We start from the raw sequence: 13,750 nt of genomic DNA, 5'->3' as shown, positions 1-13,750 counted from the left end.
CCATGTCAGGACACACCGCACTCGCATCGTCGAGCACGGCCGAAAAGCGCAAGGAAGCGCGCACGGTCATCTTGTCCAGCTACCTGGGCAGCACCATTGAGTTCTACGACTTCCTGCTGTACGCAACGGCGGCAGCGGTTGCCTTTCCCAAAGTGTTCTTCGCCGGAACAGACGAGTGGGTGGGCGTTGTAGCCGCCTACGCAACGTTTGCCGCCGGCTACGTTGCACGGCCGCTAGGTGGCATCATCTTCGGTCATTTCGGGGACCGGATTGGCCGCAAGGGAATGTTGATCATCTCCATGGCCATGATGGGCATCGCGTCCACCTTGATCGGCCTGATCCCGGAATCCAGCGTGATTGGTCCTTGGGGAGCCGTGCTTCTGGTGGTCCTGCGGGTCTGCCAGGGCATCGCCGTCGGGGGTGAATGGGGTGGCGCCGCACTGATGGCGCTGGAACATTCCGACCCCAAGAGGCGCGGCTTCGCGGCGTCGTTCGTGAACGCAGGCGCGCCCACCGGCGCTGTGCTGGGCACCGTGGTGATGGGTATCTTCTCCGCCCTGCCGCAGGACGCCTTCCTGGCATGGGGGTGGCGGGTGCCGTTCCTGCTGTCCTTTGTCCTGCTGATCGTGGGCATGTTCGTCAGGCTGCGGGTCTCCGAAAGTCCGATCTTCGCCGAAGCCGTGGCCAAGGAAAGCGCCCAGGGAAGCAAACGCAAGTTTCCCTTGCTGGAAGTGCTGAAGCGTCCCAAAGCGCTCATCATGATCATGTTTGCCGGAGCCGCCGGATTTGGCCTGCAGGTGGTGCTGCCCACCTTTTCCGTCACCTACGCCGTTTCCAAGGGCGCTCCGCAACAGGGCGTGCTCTACGCTTTCGCCGGGGCTTCGGCCATCTCCATCCTGTTCGTGCTCCTGGGTGGCAGGTTGTCCGACCGGTTTGGCCGTCGCCCTGTGATGGTCACCGGCCTGGCGCTGTTCATTCTTTACCTGTTTCCCATGTTCGGGATGCTCAGCTCAGGCAACATCGCGCTCGTCTTCCTGGCCTTCACCGTGGCACTCATCCTGCACTCGTCCCTCTACGGCCCCTTGGCAGCATTCGTGTCAGAGCAGTTCGGCACCACCAACCGTTACACGGGGGCGGCCGTCGGCTACCAGCTTGCAACCCTTATCGGCGCGGGCTTCACCCCGGGCATCGTCGCCGGGCTGTACAAGGATTCCGGTCAAACCATCCTTCCTGTGGTGGTCTTCCTTTCCGCCATGTCGCTGGTGTCAATTGTCTTCATCCTGCTGACGCGGGAGTCTAAGAACAACGACCTCTCCACGGTCAGTTAGGAGTACGCACCATGGACAACAACGGAGTTGGATCCTGGCTGCACCGCCGCCGAAGCAAGTCCGGAGCCAAGACGGCGCTAATTTACGGCGGGCAGAAGCTGAGCTACCTCGAGCTCGCCGACCGGGCCGATCGCTTGGCCAATGCCCTTATGGCCAGGGGAGTAACCAAGGGCGACCGCGTAGCCTACCTCGGCGAAAACCATCCGGCCTTTGTGGAGACATTCTTTGCCTGCGGCCTTGTCGGGGCACTGTTCGTTCCGTTGAACACGCGGCTGGCCGCCCCGGAACTTCAGTTCCAGCTGCAGGACTCGGGCGCCCGGCTGCTGATCAGTGCCGCAGCATTGGAACCCGTTGCGGCGGCCGCTGTGGCAGACACCGCGGTGGCCCACCGGCTTGTAGTGGTGCCCGACGACGACCCTGGCAGTTCCGGGATTAAGCCGCCATCCGGCGTCGAACACTATGGCGAGGTGATCGGCGCAGCGGACAGCACACCGACGGATACCGTGGTGACCCTGGACGACGGCGCCATGATCCTCTACACCTCCGGCACCACGGGCAAGCCGAAAGGCGCGCTGCTTACGCATGGGAACATCACCTGGAACTGCATCAACACCGTGGTGGACATGGACCTCAGCCGGAACGATGTGGCCCTCATGATTTCACCGCTGTTCCATGTGGCATCCCTGGACATGGGCTTGTTGCCGATGCTGCTCAAAGGCGCCACCGTGGTCCTCGAATCCAAGTTCGACGCCGGACGCGTCCTGGAGTTGGTAGGACTGCACAAAGTCACTACCCTTAGCGGCGTCCCCACCACATTCCAGATGCTTTGCGACCATCCGCAGTGGCCGGCGGCGGACCTTGAGTCCCTGGACAAGCTCACCTGTGGCGGTTCAGCAGTCCCGCGACGTGTGCTGGATGCCTATGAAGCCCGCGGCATCGGCTTCACCACCTGCTACGGCATGACCGAAACGGCGCCAGGAGCCACCATGCTTCCGATCTCCGCGTCCAAGGAGAAGGCAGGGTCCGCAGGATTGCCGCATTTCTTTACTGATGTAAGGATCGTGGATCCGTTCGGCGGGGTGGTCGGCGCGGGAGAAGTGGGGGAGATCCAGATTTCCGGGCCAAATGTCATCAAGGAATATTGGAACCGTCCCGAGGCCACTGTCGCGAGTTACGCGGACTCGGTGTGGTTCCGCTCCGGCGACATGGGCTCAATTGACGAGCAAGGTTTTCTGTTTGTCTCGGACCGGCTCAAGGACATGATCATCTCAGGCGGGGAAAACATCTATCCCGCCGAGGTGGAGGCAGCCATTGCGGAGCTCCCGGCCGTGGGCAGCGTGGCTGTGATCGGCGTGAGCGACGAGAAATGGGGCGAGGTTCCCCGCGCCATAGTCACCTTAAGGAAGGGCGCGGCCCTGACGGAGGAGCAGCTGCGCTCGCATTTGGACGGCCGGCTTGCCCGGTACAAGATTCCCAAATCCGTGGTGTTCGTGGAGGAGATGCCGCGCACTGCCAGCGGCAAGATCAGGAAGACCGATCTCCGGAAGCACTACGCCCAGTAACACCCAACCCTCGCTCACGTCCCGGGTGCTTGGGCTGGACGCTCATTCACATCCCATCGGTTTGGGCCCAACGCTCGCTCAGGTCCCGGGTGATGGGGGTGGTTGGTGAGTGAGGGTTTGGCTGATGGGGGTGGTTGGTGAGTGAGGGTTTGGCGGCGAAATAATCCGTCAATGGGCTAAATCCGGGTTAACTTTGTCCATCGAACTGCCTAAATGGCGTCCGGGGCATTACGATTGGCACGACTCTTCTCTGAGTACGCATTTGTCACAACGAACCCCGGGGGATATACCAATGAGCTACCCGCAACAGCCGCAACAGACCCAGCCATATGGCGCACAGGCCGGCGAACCGCCGCTGTGGGCTCCCTACTACGGCGCCCCGATCGGCGCAGCAATCCAGCGCTTCTTCAAGAAATACGCTGCTTTCTCGGGCCGCGCCAGCCGCAGCGAATACTGGTGGGTCGCCCTCGCATTGGGTGTCATCGGCCTCATCCTGCAGATCCTCACTGGCATTTTGGGCAGTGCAGGAGCGACTGTTTCGGCCAACGGAACGGCCGTTCCCGGCCCGGGTGCCGCAGTGGGCTTCATCCTGCTGGGTGTGTTCTACCTGGCTGTCCTCGTTCCCTCCATTGCGCTGCTGGTTCGTCGTCTGCACGACGGCAACTTCAGCGGCTGGCTTGCCCTGCTGGGACTTATCCCGTTCGTGGGCGGCCTCGCCATCCTGGTCTTCGCATTGCTGCCGTCCAACCCGGCCGGCCAGCGCTTTGACCAGCCGACTGCATAGTAGATAACGCATCAAGCAAAAGGGGCGGCACCTGGCGTGCCGTCCCTTTTGCGTGCCCTGGGTGCGGCGGCAACCGCTCCGTGACATGCTTTCACTGACGCGGACCGACCCCGATGACGAGGAGTGCCAGCCATGGGATCCATCAAACGGTGCGCCGTAGTTGGCGGCGGGATTATCGGCGTCGCGGTCGCGCGGGAACTTGCCAATAAGCTCGACGGCGTCCAGGTCACCATCTACGAGAAGGAAGACCGCCTCGCAGCGCACCAGACAGGCCACAACTCCGGGGTAGTCCACGCAGGCCTCTACTACGAACCCGGCGGGCTGAAGGCAAGGCTCTGCCGCAGGGGAGTGGAACTGCTGCAGGAATTCTGTGCCGATAAGTCCCTTCCGTACGAAGCCTGCGGAAAGCTCGTTATTGCGCAGACACCGGACGAGCAAAAACGCCTGGACAACATCTTTGCCCGCGCCACGGCCAATGGTGTCCCAGGCGCACGGATGCTGCGCGGCGACCAAATACGCGAAGTGGAGCCGAACGCCGTCGGGCTTTCTGCGTTGCACTCGCCGGAAACGGCGATCGTAGACTATGCGGCCATCACTAAAGCGCTCGCCGACGACGTCCGCGGCTCGGGCGGGACCATCCACCTTGGGCGGGAGGTCACTTCGCTGGAACAGCAAGCGAGCGGCGTGGTGGTTCACACGAAGGACGGCAGCGAACACTTCGACCTCGTGGTGGCTTGCGCCGGCCTGCAGTCGGATCGGCTGGCCAAGGCCACGGGCGAGCCGTCCACGCCGAGGATCGTGCCCTTTTTCGGCCAGTACTTCCTGCTGGGCGCTGAAGCCCGCACGCAGGTGAAAGGCCTCATCTACCCCGTCCCGGATCCCAAGCATCCCTTCCTCGGCGTGCACCTCACCAAGCGCATCGACGGAGAAATGATGCTCGGCCCCAACGCTTTCATTTCCTTTGGCCGGGAATCTTATGGATGGAAGGACGTCCAGGTCCGCGATGTCCTGGATTACGCCCTCTTTCCGGGCTTTTGGAATTTCGCGCGGCAGAATGTGCCCTCGGCGGTCCGCGAATTCCAGACCGTGCTGAGCCGGAAGAACTTCATCCGCGAAGCGGTACGGTTTGTGCCGTCGCTGGAGGGTGCCACCGTCCTTCCCGGCACCCGCGGCGTCCGCGCCCAGGCCATGAATCGTGATGGATCGCTGGTGGACGACTTCGTCATCACACGACGCCGGGACACCGTTTTGGTGCGGAACGCGCCGTCGCCCGGGGCTACTTCGTCCATGGCGATCGCGGAGTACATCGTGGAGCAGGCGCTGGCCGGATAGCAGGCTCGGTTGATCCACCCAGCCGGCGGGAGTTAACAAGCTGGTGATTATCCGGAAACGGCGCCCTCATCCGGGGCGGGTAGCTTTGGCCCATGATCACATCATTGGCCGCATCGGCAACCCGCATTGGGCAGGCTTTCGGGCGCTGGATCGAGGCAGCATATGTCCTTGATTGCGTTGGCGCCGAGGAGGGGGAGCCGGCCGCGGACTGGACCTGGCTGCCAGCCTTGAGCGGCGTTACGGTGGCGAGCGCCCAAGCCATCCAATTCCACGCGGGACGCACGCCCAAAGCCCTTTAGGAAACGCGCGAAAAGCTGCGCGGTGTTGCGTTGAGCACACTATTCGTTCATGCCGGGTAGTATGCCCTAAACTGCTTCACTGAGGTGCCGGATGAGGCACTATGCAGCAACGAAAGCGAACCCTCAATGGCTACTGATTACGACGCCCCGCGCAAGACAGAAGAAGAGTCTCCCGCTGAATCGCTTGAGGCTCTCCAGGCATCCCGCGGTGGCGGTGCCCAGACCGCTGTCATCGACGTTGAGGACGTCGATACTGCCGAAGGGATCGACCTTCCCGGTGCGGATCTTTCGGGCGAGGAACTGACTGTCGTTGTGGTCCCGGAACAGTCCGACGAATTCACCTGCGGATCCTGCTTCCTGGTCCGGCACCGGTCCCAGATTGCGCTGGAAAAGAACGGCCTCAAGTACTGCAAGGACTGCGAAGGCTGATAACGCGCAGATCACGTTATCTTCGGTCACGAAAAAGCGGTAGATACCGCCCTGGACAGCCCGGAATCGGCACTCCAAGCGGCCTGAAATAACCCTCCCGTAATCAGCCGGGAACGCTCCTAACAGTTATGCGCCGAAGCGGCAACAACTCTCCTGAACCCCCTTTGCCGCTCCTACAGTTGAAGTATCAACTTCGCCTGAAGGGGGCACAAAAAATGAGGAAATTTGGAGCGGGTTTGGCCGCTGTTGTCGCAGCTGCCGGGCTCGGTCTGGCAGTGCCGGGGCCAGCCTCGGCGGCATCGTATTGCGGTATTAGCTGGGGCTCGCTGGCCAAAGCCGATCCCGATATGAGTTCGGCCAATGTCACTGGCGTGCGCACAGGGGAGCAGCCATGCTTTGACCGCCTGGTGATCGATATGACCGGTAAAGTCGCGGGTTATTCGGTGCAATACGTTCCCGTGGTGGTCCAGGACCCCACTGGTTTCCCGATCCCGGTTCTGGGCGACGCGGACCTTCAAGTAATGGTCACTGCGCCTTCCTATAACCAACAGGGGGAGCCCACTTATTTGCCGGCAGCCAAGGCTGAACTCTCCAACGTTTCGGGGTATCAGACGTTCCGCCAAGTGGTTTACGCCGGCAGTTTCGAAGGCACCACCAACATTGGGCTGGGTGTACGTGCCCGGCTTCCGTTCAGGGTCTTCGCTTTGGACGGACCCGACGGCGGTTCGCGGCTTGTGGTGGACGTCGCCCACCATTGGTGACCTTCCAGCCGCCAGGCCCCGGAAAGAAGGAAAGCTGCCAGTTCGTACGGAAGTTCCGTATGAACTGACAGCTTTCCCGCGTCTTCGTTGAACTACTCGGGAACCACCAGGGCCGGGGTGTCCTTCCGGATGGTCTCGCCACGGAAGAAACCGGGCCGCATGCGTGCCTGGAGCAGCATGACCACAGCTCCCAAGGCCAGGATCCCGATGCCCAGGATGAACACGAGACCCACGCCAAAGATCTCCGAGCCACTGCCGAATTCCGGATCCCAGCTGTCCATGGCGGTCTGCAGGAACACCACGAACAGCCCGACCCCGCCCACCACCGGGCAGACCAGCCGCAGGAAGAAGTTGCGTGCGCTGGAGAACACGCTGCTGCGGAAGTACCAGGCGCAGGCAATGGCCGTGAGTCCGTAGTAGAAGCAGATCATCAGACCCAGAGCCAGGATGGTGTCATTGAGGACGTTTTCGCTGATCACGTGCATCACTGCGTAGAAGCCCGCGGACAGGACGCCGGCCGCAACCGTGGCGAAGCCCGGCGTCGAGAACTTCTTGCTCATGTGGCTGAAGCGCTCCGGCAGGGCGCCGTAGTGCGCCATGGCGAGCAGGCTGCGCGACGGCGAGGTGAACGTGGACTGCAGGGAAGCGGCGGAACTGGAAAGCACAGCCAGGGACATGAGGATCGCGAACGGCCCCATGACCGGTGAAGCGAGTGCCGTGAAGACGTTGGCGTGGTTCTCGGGGTTGTTCAGCCCGATTCCGGTGTCGCCGACGCCGGCGAACATCATGGTGGCGATGGTCACCACGAGGTAGATGCCCAGGACGATGACGGCGGTCAGGGTACCGGCGGCGCCTGCGGTCTTCTTGCCGTTGGCGGTTTCCTCGTTGACGGTGAGGCAGACATCCCAGCCCCAGTAGACGAAAATCGACAGCGAAATGCCGGCTGCGATCTGGCCGAAAGTCTCGATCTTGGTGACGTCGAACCAATCCCAGCTGAACGGAATCGCGGTCTCGGATGTGGACCAGTTGCCGAACGCCATGGCAACGAAAAGCCCCAGGACCAACAGCTGGAACCCCACCAGGCCGTATTGCACGATCTTGGTGGTGTGCAGGCCGCGGTAGCTGATCCACACGGCCAATGCCACGAAGACAAAACAGGTGGCTACGTTCAACAGCTTGTTCGACGCGAGGTCGGCCAACTCAGGGGAGCCTGTGGCCTGGGCAAGGAACAGGTAGAAGAAGTCCACTGCGACGCCGGCCAGGTTGGAAAGGACGATGATGTTGGCAGCCAGCAGACCCCAGCCGCCCATCCAGCCAACCCACGGACCGAATGCTTTGGTGACCCAGGTGAACGTGGTGCCGCTGTCGGGGGAGTCTGCGTTGAGCTCCCTGTAGGCCAGCGAGACCAGGATCATCGGAATGAATCCGATCAGGAAAATTACGGGCAGCTGCAGCCCGACTTCGTTGACTGTTGGCCCAAGCGCACCCGTGAGGGTATACGCCGGGGCGATGGTTGAGATGCCAAGAACGACGACGGCGAGGAGCCCCAACTGCCCCGTCTTCAGTCCTTTGCCGCTGATGTTGTGCGACTCTGCCACGGCTGTGCCGCTGTGTCGGATGGTCTGGCTCATGAGGGGCCCTTTCTGGATGGCCGAAGGCTGCTGCTGCGTGATGCAGTCGATCCCGCTTTGGCGGGCGAAGAGTTCGCGTGCGTCAACACTGACTACGCGTCGGCCTGTGCAGGCATGGGCGGGAATACCAGGCAACGATGCTGGACGACGGCGGCGCGCAGGGGCGTCCGCGTGGTCGGTTCGGTGCGGGCCAGGGAAGTTGGGGCTTCCAGGCGGGTTGTTTCAATCATGGTGGTGTACTCCAGTGAGACGACTGTCACTAAATGAATAGCGTTCATTTAGTATGGCGCGTGTCACGCCGGAGCGCAAGGGGGAAATGAATGGCGATCATTTGTGACGGGTCGCCGCCGTCGAGGATTTGCTGCAGGCCGCGGCAGGCGCGGCAGCCCTCGGCGGCCGCTGCAGACCGCGGCGGGCCGCCGCCCGCTATGCCAGCGTCGGCAGGGTGAGAATTTCGGCTCCGTCGTGCGTGATGGCGATGGTGTGCTCGCTATGGGCCGTGCGGCAGCCGGTCACGCTGCGAAGTGTCCAGCCATCGGGATCGGTGACAAGCTGCGCCGTGTCGGCCATGACCCACGGTTCCAAGGCAAGGAGCAGTCCGGGGCGCAGCTTGTAGCCGCGTCCGGGCCGTCCCATGTTGGGCACGTGCGGCTCCTGGTGCATGGTTGATCCGATTCCGTGGCCGCCGAACTCGGTGTTGACCGGATAGCCGGCGTCCCTGAGGACGGAGCCGATGGCGTAGGAGAGGTCGCCGATCCGGGCGCCGGGCCTGGCTGCGGCGATGCCGGCACGCAAGGCGCGTTCGGTGGCTTCGATCATGGCCACGCTCTCGATGGGCCTGGCGTCGCCGACGATGAAGCTGATGGCGGAGTCGGCGGCGATTCCCTCCAGGGAAACGGCGAGGTCCAGTGTCAGCAGGTCGCCGTCGGCAAGTGCGTAGTCCCGGGGCAGGCCGTGGAGGACGGCGTCGTTGACGCCTGTGCAGATGTAATGGCCGAAGGGGCCGCGACCGAAGGATGGGGCGTAGTCAACGTAGCAGGAGACCGCGCCCGCTCCAACGATCATCTCCTTGGCCCACTTGTCGATGTCCAGCAGGTTGGTGCCAACCGTGCAACGGCCCTTCAGGGTGTGCAGGATGTTGGCCACCAGGGCCCCTGCAGCTTTCGCGCGTGCCAGTTCGCTGGTGCTGAGGATCTCAATCATGCGGAGCCTTTCGGGACTGTTGCCAATAACTATCCCGGCCATATTATCCCGGTATTACAATTGGAGCCATGGTCAGGTTGCCACTTACACCCGCGGAGGCCGAGCGTGGACAGCGTCTCGGTGCTCTGTTGCGCCGTGCGAGGGGAACGCGCTCCATGCTGGAGATCGCCCTTGATGCCCGCGTTTCTCCGGAAACGCTGCGCAAAATAGAGTCCGGCCGTGTTGCCACGCCTGCCTTTCCGACAGTTGCCGCGATTGCCGACGTCCTTGGCCTTTCCTTGGACCAGGTGTGGGCCGAGATCAACCGGCCCGACGCCGGCATGGAGCCAGATGGACCGCGCCGCAGCGCCAAGGAATTCCTGGCATCCTAGCCGCGCCACGTGCCGGCCCCCGATGGCTAGTCCTGACGTTTGGGCCGCGCCCGCACGTGTAGTCGTTCGCCTTGCTGGCCGAAGAGCGTGAGCAGTTCAACCGGCTCCGAGGTGGCGCTCGCGAACCAGTGCGGGGTCCGTGTGTCGAACTCCGCCACCTCGCCGGGTTTGAGGATGAAGTCGTTCCCTCCGAGCACCAGCCGCAACTTCCCGTTGAGGATGTACATCCAGTCGTAGCCCTCATGTGATTGGGGCTCGGGGATTTCCTTGCCTGTGCCGCTTTTGAGCACCATCTTGAATGCTTGGATCCCGCCCGGGCGCCGGGTGAGGGGAAGGGCCGTGCCCCAGTGGTGAACGTGCGGCTTGAGGTGGATGCGGGGGTCTCCCGTTTCCGGCGCGTCAATCAGTTCCTCAAGGGGTACCTGGTGAAGCCGGGCTATCGGGAGCAACAGTTCCAAGGTGGGCTTGCGTTGACCCGACTCCAGCCGCGACAACGTGCTGACGGAGATGCCCGTTTCCTCCGAGGCTTCGGCGAGAGTCAGGTTGCGTTGGGTCCGCATCGCGCGAAGGCGCGGACCGACGGCGTCGAGCATTGAGCTGAAATCCATGGTCATGGTTCAAGTTTGCCATATCAGCAACTTTTCTTGCCGGAATTCCTGATGCTGCCCAACCATGGAAGAAGCGGCGGACGGCCGCTCTGACAGTCAAGGAGGCGTTGTGGGCAAGCAATTGGCAAGCGGGTACCAGGTTGTGGTGATCGGTGGCGGTGCAGCTGGGTTAAGTGCCGCTGTCACCCTTGGCAGGGCACTGCGGTCGGTTCTGGTGATCGACGCCGGCGAGCCCAGGAACGCTCCTGCCGCCGGAGTCCACGGCTTCCTGTCCAGGGACGGCATCAATCCCAGGGAACTGTTGGAGAAGGGACGGCAGGAAGCAGTTGCTTACGGGGTGGACGTCGTCAATGGTGTCGCCGTAGCGGCGCGTTCGACGGCGGCGGAAGAGGACGGCGCGGAACTCTCCTTCGAGGTGGACCTGGCTGATGGTCAGACGGTCAAGGCGCAACGCTTGCTGATCACTACGGGGCTTATCGACGTGCTGCCGGACATCGGGGGCATCAAGGAGCGGTGGGGCCGTGACGTCCTGCACTGTCCCTACTGCCACGGCTGGGAAGTGCGGAACAAGGCGATCGGCATACTGGGCTCTCCCGTGGCCCTGCACCAGACTTTGCTGTTCCGGCAGTGGAGCCCCAACATCACGCTGTTCCTCAACGATGTCGTGGAGCCGACGGAGGAAGAATGGGAGCAACTGGCTGCCCGCTCCATCCGTGTGCTGGAAGGCAAGGTGCGCTCACTTGAGGTCCATGATGATGCCTTGCGGGGTGTAGTCCTGGCATCGGGAACAGTCATTCCTGTGGAGGCGGCTGTAACTGGCGCCAGGCTGGAGGCCCGCTCGGCGGTGGTGGAGTCCCTCGGTGTTCCGGTGGTGGAACACCCCATGGGAGTGGGCCGGCACATCGAGGTGAACCCCATGGGTGGGGCTACCTCGGTGCCGGGGGTCTGGGCTGCGGGAAACGTTGTCGACCTCATGGGCCAGGTCATGGCTTCGGCCGCCTCCGGCGTGATGGCTGGCGCGGCAATCAACGCCCACCTCGTGGCCGAGGAAACAAGGCTGGCCGTGGAAGCTGCCAAAAAAGTTGTCGACGTCCGGGCGTAGTGCGAGGAGTATTAAAGAACCGCCATTAAAAGGAGGTTGGCATGTGCTACGGGTACTATGACGACTTCGAGCGGCGCACGAAGAAGGACTCCGCGCGCAAGCCCGAGACCCGTCCTGCAGAGGCCAGGAAAGAGCCCGCTGCCCCGGCGGAGACCCGCCAAGGGACAGAAGGAACACTGTGGACTTTCCTGGCACGCCGTCGCAGGGAACCGGAGGTTTACGAACCCGAGGTTAACCGCATCCACGAGAAGGTCTAAGCATTACCCGGACCGGAACGATCAACAGATCCGCACAAAAAGGCGCCGGGTTGCCGGCGCCTTTTCCGTGGGTGGTCCAAGCTAATCCTGCTGCCCCTGCCTGGCCGAACCCAGGTACTCCAAAGCAGCGGTCACCAAAGCCTCAGTCCCTTTGGTGAGCGTGGGCTGGATCAAGGGTGCGAAGTATGGCGAGTGGTTGGACGGAATGTCCACGGGGAGCCGGCCCGTGGTGGCCCATTCCCTGAACAGGGCGGGATCTGCGCCCCCAAGGAACCAGAACACCAGGGGTGCATCGGCACCCTTTGCCAGGGCTCCCACATCTTCGCTGCCAGATACCGGTCCGGGGTCGATGACCTGCGTCGCGCCGAACCTGGCCTTGAATGCCGCGGTGATCCTGCCGGCAGCCGTTTCGTCGTTGACCGTCAGGGGGAAGCGCTCTTCGAAATGGATTTCCGGGTCCTTGGGCGCACCGGAAGCCGTTGATTCGCCCTGCACAATGCGCTCGATCGAGCCGAGGATCTTGTCTCTGATCGAATCGTTGAAGGTCCGGACGCTGAGGCCCAGCGTGGCTGTTTCCGGGATGATGTTGTTTTTCGATCCTGAGTGGATCTGCCCCACAGTCACCACGGCCGAGTCACTGGCCGCGAGCTCGCGGGACACGATGCCCTGCAGGCGCACGGTGGCGGCTGCAGCCATCAGGACCGGATCAACCGTGGTTTCCGGGCGTGATCCGTGTCCGCCGCGTCCGTGCAAAGTGATGTTGAGGGAGTCAGCCGAAGCCATGGTGACGCCGGCCCGTATGCCGAACCAGCCGGCGGGGAAGGGCGCAACATGCTGCCCGAGGACCACATCCGGCTTGGGCACTACGTCGTAGAGGCCATCGGCGACCATTGCGTTCGCTCCGCCGCCCCACTCTTCGGCAGGCTGGAAAACGGCGATCAGGGTGCCGTGCCACTGGTCACGCTGCGCGGCCAGTGACTCCGCCGCGCCCACCAGGCAACTGACATGGACGTCATGTCCGCAGGCGTGCATGACGGGCACGTCGTTGCCTTCATGGTCGACGCCGACGGCGGTACTTGCGTAGTCCAGTCCGGTGGACTCCTTGACGGGCAGGCCGTCCATGTCAGCCCGGAGCATCACCACGGGTCCGGGTCCGTTCTCGAGAACGCCCACCACTCCGGTCTTGCCGATGCTGCGGTGAACGGTGAATCCGAGGCTTTCCAGGTGCCCGGCGGCGATTCCGGCCGTCCTGGTCTCCTGGAAGGACAACTCGGGGTTGGCGTGCAGGTCTTTGTAAAGCTCTTCGAGGTCAATGGTCATGGGTTTACCCTCTTCGTTCGACGCCTTTGGTCTGGCCAGTGTATCCATGGGGCATGTGTGAAAACTGGACAGTCACGGCACACTTGATGGCATGACGAAATCCGAACCAGTCACCACGCAGCAGTCCACGGTCGAAGACTGGACAAAGGCCCTGGCCGAGTCCAGCGGTTCGCCCGGGGGTGGCGCCGGGACGGGTGTCATGCTCTCCATAGCCGCTGCTTTGACGTCCATGGTGGCCGGTTACACAGAGCCCGATGATGACCAGCGGGACGAACTTTCCGGCATTCATGCCCGGGCCCACCAGTTGAGGAAAGACGCCCTAAAGCTCGCGGATGACGACGCCTCTGCTTCCAACGCTTTTGGGGCTGCCTTCCGGCTGGATCCAGGAACGGAACGTGAAGAAGCCATCCATCGGGCTTCCGTGGACGCAGCCAAAGCCTCAGCCGTGCTTGGTGAGCGGGCCATCGACGCCATCGAGGACCTTGGCTGGCTTGCTTCCCATGGAAATCCGGCCCTCATTGCCGACGTCGTGGTTGGTTTTGGCGCGCTGCGGGCCGCCATAGCCGGGGCCCGGACCAACGTGAGCTTCGACCTCGCATCCCTGACCTCCGCGGGAACTCCGCTTGAGGAGGTCAGGGAGCAGCATCCGGGCCTGTGGACCACGGTCAGCCGGCTCAGCGACGCGCTGGAGCGAATCGACCAGCTGACTGCCGGCGTCGACAATATGGCCGCGCCAACCGAAGCGGTGTAGCCGGCTTCGCCG

At 62.9% G+C, this 13,750-nt stretch carries 16 protein-coding genes; 11 read left to right on the top strand and 5 right to left on the bottom strand.

The features are described from left to right. Positions 1 to 2: 2 nt before the first annotated feature. The 7 genes from AB0N72_RS07195 to AB0N72_RS07165 all read left to right on the top strand — a co-directional run bounded on the left by AB0N72_RS07195 (position 3) and on the right by AB0N72_RS07165 (position 6,495). Positions 3 to 1,328 (top strand): MFS transporter, encoded by a 1,326-nt coding sequence (locus AB0N72_RS07195; RefSeq protein ID WP_363930278.1) that lies wholly within the window; start codon positions 3 to 5, stop codon positions 1,326 to 1,328. A gap of 11 nt (positions 1,329 to 1,339) precedes the next feature. After that, positions 1,340 to 2,890 carry an o-succinylbenzoate--CoA ligase gene (gene menE / locus AB0N72_RS07190; protein WP_363930277.1) on the top strand — a complete coding sequence of 517 codons (1,551 nt, stop codon included), beginning with the start codon at positions 1,340 to 1,342 and terminating at the stop codon, positions 2,888 to 2,890. Positions 2,891 to 3,182: 292 nt separating this feature from the next. Continuing rightward, positions 3,183 to 3,674, top strand: a complete 492-nt coding sequence (locus tag AB0N72_RS07185; RefSeq protein WP_363930276.1) for a DUF805 domain-containing protein — start codon at positions 3,183 to 3,185, stop codon at positions 3,672 to 3,674. A 132-nt stretch (positions 3,675 to 3,806) separates the two neighbouring features. Continuing rightward, positions 3,807 to 5,006 (top strand): L-2-hydroxyglutarate oxidase, encoded by a 1,200-nt coding sequence (gene lhgO / locus AB0N72_RS07180; protein WP_363930275.1) that lies wholly within the window; start codon positions 3,807 to 3,809, stop codon positions 5,004 to 5,006. Between the two features lie 92 nt (positions 5,007 to 5,098). Next, entirely contained in the window at positions 5,099 to 5,305 is a 207-nt protein-coding gene (locus tag AB0N72_RS07175; protein WP_363930274.1) for a hypothetical protein, read from the top strand. A 126-nt stretch (positions 5,306 to 5,431) separates the two neighbouring features. After that, positions 5,432 to 5,734: a DUF4193 domain-containing protein gene (locus AB0N72_RS07170; RefSeq protein WP_363930273.1), complete on the top strand. Its 303-nt coding sequence runs from the start codon at positions 5,432 to 5,434 to the stop codon at positions 5,732 to 5,734. Between the two features lie 215 nt (positions 5,735 to 5,949). Next, positions 5,950 to 6,495, top strand: a complete 546-nt coding sequence (locus AB0N72_RS07165; RefSeq protein WP_363930272.1) for a hypothetical protein — start codon at positions 5,950 to 5,952, stop codon at positions 6,493 to 6,495. A 92-nt stretch (positions 6,496 to 6,587) separates the two neighbouring features. On the opposite strand, the gene AB0N72_RS07160 is transcribed toward AB0N72_RS07165, so the two are convergent. The 3 genes from AB0N72_RS07160 to map all read right to left on the bottom strand — a co-directional run bounded on the left by AB0N72_RS07160 (position 6,588) and on the right by map (position 9,329). After that, complete coding sequence (locus AB0N72_RS07160; protein ID WP_363930271.1) at positions 6,588 to 8,126, bottom strand: APC family permease; 1,539 nt, start codon at positions 8,124 to 8,126, stop codon at positions 6,588 to 6,590. Between the two features lie 92 nt (positions 8,127 to 8,218). Then, positions 8,219 to 8,356: a hypothetical protein gene (locus tag AB0N72_RS07155; protein WP_364081217.1), complete on the bottom strand. Its 138-nt coding sequence runs from the start codon at positions 8,354 to 8,356 to the stop codon at positions 8,219 to 8,221. A gap of 196 nt (positions 8,357 to 8,552) precedes the next feature. Then, positions 8,553 to 9,329 carry a type I methionyl aminopeptidase gene (gene map, locus AB0N72_RS07150; RefSeq protein WP_363930269.1) on the bottom strand — a complete coding sequence of 259 codons (777 nt, stop codon included), beginning with the start codon at positions 9,327 to 9,329 and terminating at the stop codon, positions 8,553 to 8,555. A gap of 68 nt (positions 9,330 to 9,397) precedes the next feature. Here map and AB0N72_RS07145 point away from each other — a divergent pair, with 68 nt between their 5' ends. Next, a complete protein-coding gene (locus AB0N72_RS07145) occupies positions 9,398 to 9,700 on the top strand; it encodes a helix-turn-helix transcriptional regulator (RefSeq protein WP_363930268.1) in 303 nt (100 codons plus the stop codon). A 26-nt stretch (positions 9,701 to 9,726) separates the two neighbouring features. On the opposite strand, the gene AB0N72_RS07140 is transcribed toward AB0N72_RS07145, so the two are convergent. Further along, a complete protein-coding gene (locus AB0N72_RS07140; protein WP_363930267.1) occupies positions 9,727 to 10,314 on the bottom strand; it encodes an XRE family transcriptional regulator in 588 nt (195 codons plus the stop codon). A gap of 103 nt (positions 10,315 to 10,417) precedes the next feature. On the opposite strand from AB0N72_RS07140, the gene AB0N72_RS07135 reads away from it, so the two are divergent. Together AB0N72_RS07135 and AB0N72_RS07130 are read left to right on the top strand one after the other, a co-directional pair. Beyond that, positions 10,418 to 11,410, top strand: coding sequence for an NAD(P)/FAD-dependent oxidoreductase (locus tag AB0N72_RS07135; protein WP_363930266.1), 993 nt, complete (start codon positions 10,418 to 10,420; stop codon positions 11,408 to 11,410). A 41-nt stretch (positions 11,411 to 11,451) separates the two neighbouring features. Next, positions 11,452 to 11,667 (top strand): hypothetical protein, encoded by a 216-nt coding sequence (locus tag AB0N72_RS07130; protein ID WP_363930265.1) that lies wholly within the window; start codon positions 11,452 to 11,454, stop codon positions 11,665 to 11,667. A gap of 81 nt (positions 11,668 to 11,748) precedes the next feature. Here AB0N72_RS07130 and AB0N72_RS07125 read toward each other — a convergent pair whose 3' ends face one another. Further along, complete coding sequence (locus AB0N72_RS07125; RefSeq protein ID WP_363930264.1) at positions 11,749 to 12,987, bottom strand: amidohydrolase; 1,239 nt, start codon at positions 12,985 to 12,987, stop codon at positions 11,749 to 11,751. 91 nt (positions 12,988 to 13,078) lie between these two features. On the opposite strand from AB0N72_RS07125, the gene AB0N72_RS07120 reads away from it, so the two are divergent. Further along, positions 13,079 to 13,738 carry a cyclodeaminase/cyclohydrolase family protein gene (locus tag AB0N72_RS07120; protein WP_363930263.1) on the top strand — a complete coding sequence of 220 codons (660 nt, stop codon included), beginning with the start codon at positions 13,079 to 13,081 and terminating at the stop codon, positions 13,736 to 13,738. Positions 13,739 to 13,750 lie beyond the last annotated feature (12 nt).

It is taken from the genome of Paenarthrobacter sp. NPDC089307, assembly GCF_040685055.1.
Taxonomy (GTDB): Bacteria; Actinomycetota; Actinomycetes; order Actinomycetales; family Micrococcaceae; genus Arthrobacter.
Note: the sequence above shows the minus strand (reverse complement) of the source record. Positions and strands in the feature narration are given on the sequence as shown.

Coding starts and splice junctions, on each gene's coding strand:
- AB0N72_RS07140 (WP_363930267.1), bottom strand. CDS start 10,314: ATGACCATGGATTTCAGCTCAATGCTCGACGCCGTCGGTCCGCGCCTT.
- menE (WP_363930277.1), top strand. CDS start 1,340: ATGGACAACAACGGAGTTGGATCCTGGCTGCACCGCCGCCGAAGCAAG.
- AB0N72_RS07155 (WP_364081217.1), bottom strand. CDS start 8,356: ATGATTGAAACAACCCGCCTGGAAGCCCCAACTTCCCTGGCCCGCACC.
- AB0N72_RS07175 (WP_363930274.1), top strand. CDS start 5,099: ATGATCACATCATTGGCCGCATCGGCAACCCGCATTGGGCAGGCTTTC.
- AB0N72_RS07125 (WP_363930264.1), bottom strand. CDS start 12,987: ATGACCATTGACCTCGAAGAGCTTTACAAAGACCTGCACGCCAACCCC.
- AB0N72_RS07195 (WP_363930278.1), top strand. CDS start 3: ATGTCAGGACACACCGCACTCGCATCGTCGAGCACGGCCGAAAAGCGC.
- AB0N72_RS07170 (WP_363930273.1), top strand. CDS start 5,432: ATGGCTACTGATTACGACGCCCCGCGCAAGACAGAAGAAGAGTCTCCC.
- AB0N72_RS07185 (WP_363930276.1), top strand. CDS start 3,183: ATGAGCTACCCGCAACAGCCGCAACAGACCCAGCCATATGGCGCACAG.
- AB0N72_RS07165 (WP_363930272.1), top strand. CDS start 5,950: ATGAGGAAATTTGGAGCGGGTTTGGCCGCTGTTGTCGCAGCTGCCGGG.
- map (WP_363930269.1), bottom strand. CDS start 9,329: ATGATTGAGATCCTCAGCACCAGCGAACTGGCACGCGCGAAAGCTGCA.
- lhgO (WP_363930275.1), top strand. CDS start 3,807: ATGGGATCCATCAAACGGTGCGCCGTAGTTGGCGGCGGGATTATCGGC.
- AB0N72_RS07130 (WP_363930265.1), top strand. CDS start 11,452: ATGTGCTACGGGTACTATGACGACTTCGAGCGGCGCACGAAGAAGGAC.
- AB0N72_RS07160 (WP_363930271.1), bottom strand. CDS start 8,126: ATGAGCCAGACCATCCGACACAGCGGCACAGCCGTGGCAGAGTCGCAC.
- AB0N72_RS07145 (WP_363930268.1), top strand. CDS start 9,398: ATGGTCAGGTTGCCACTTACACCCGCGGAGGCCGAGCGTGGACAGCGT.
- AB0N72_RS07120 (WP_363930263.1), top strand. CDS start 13,079: ATGACGAAATCCGAACCAGTCACCACGCAGCAGTCCACGGTCGAAGAC.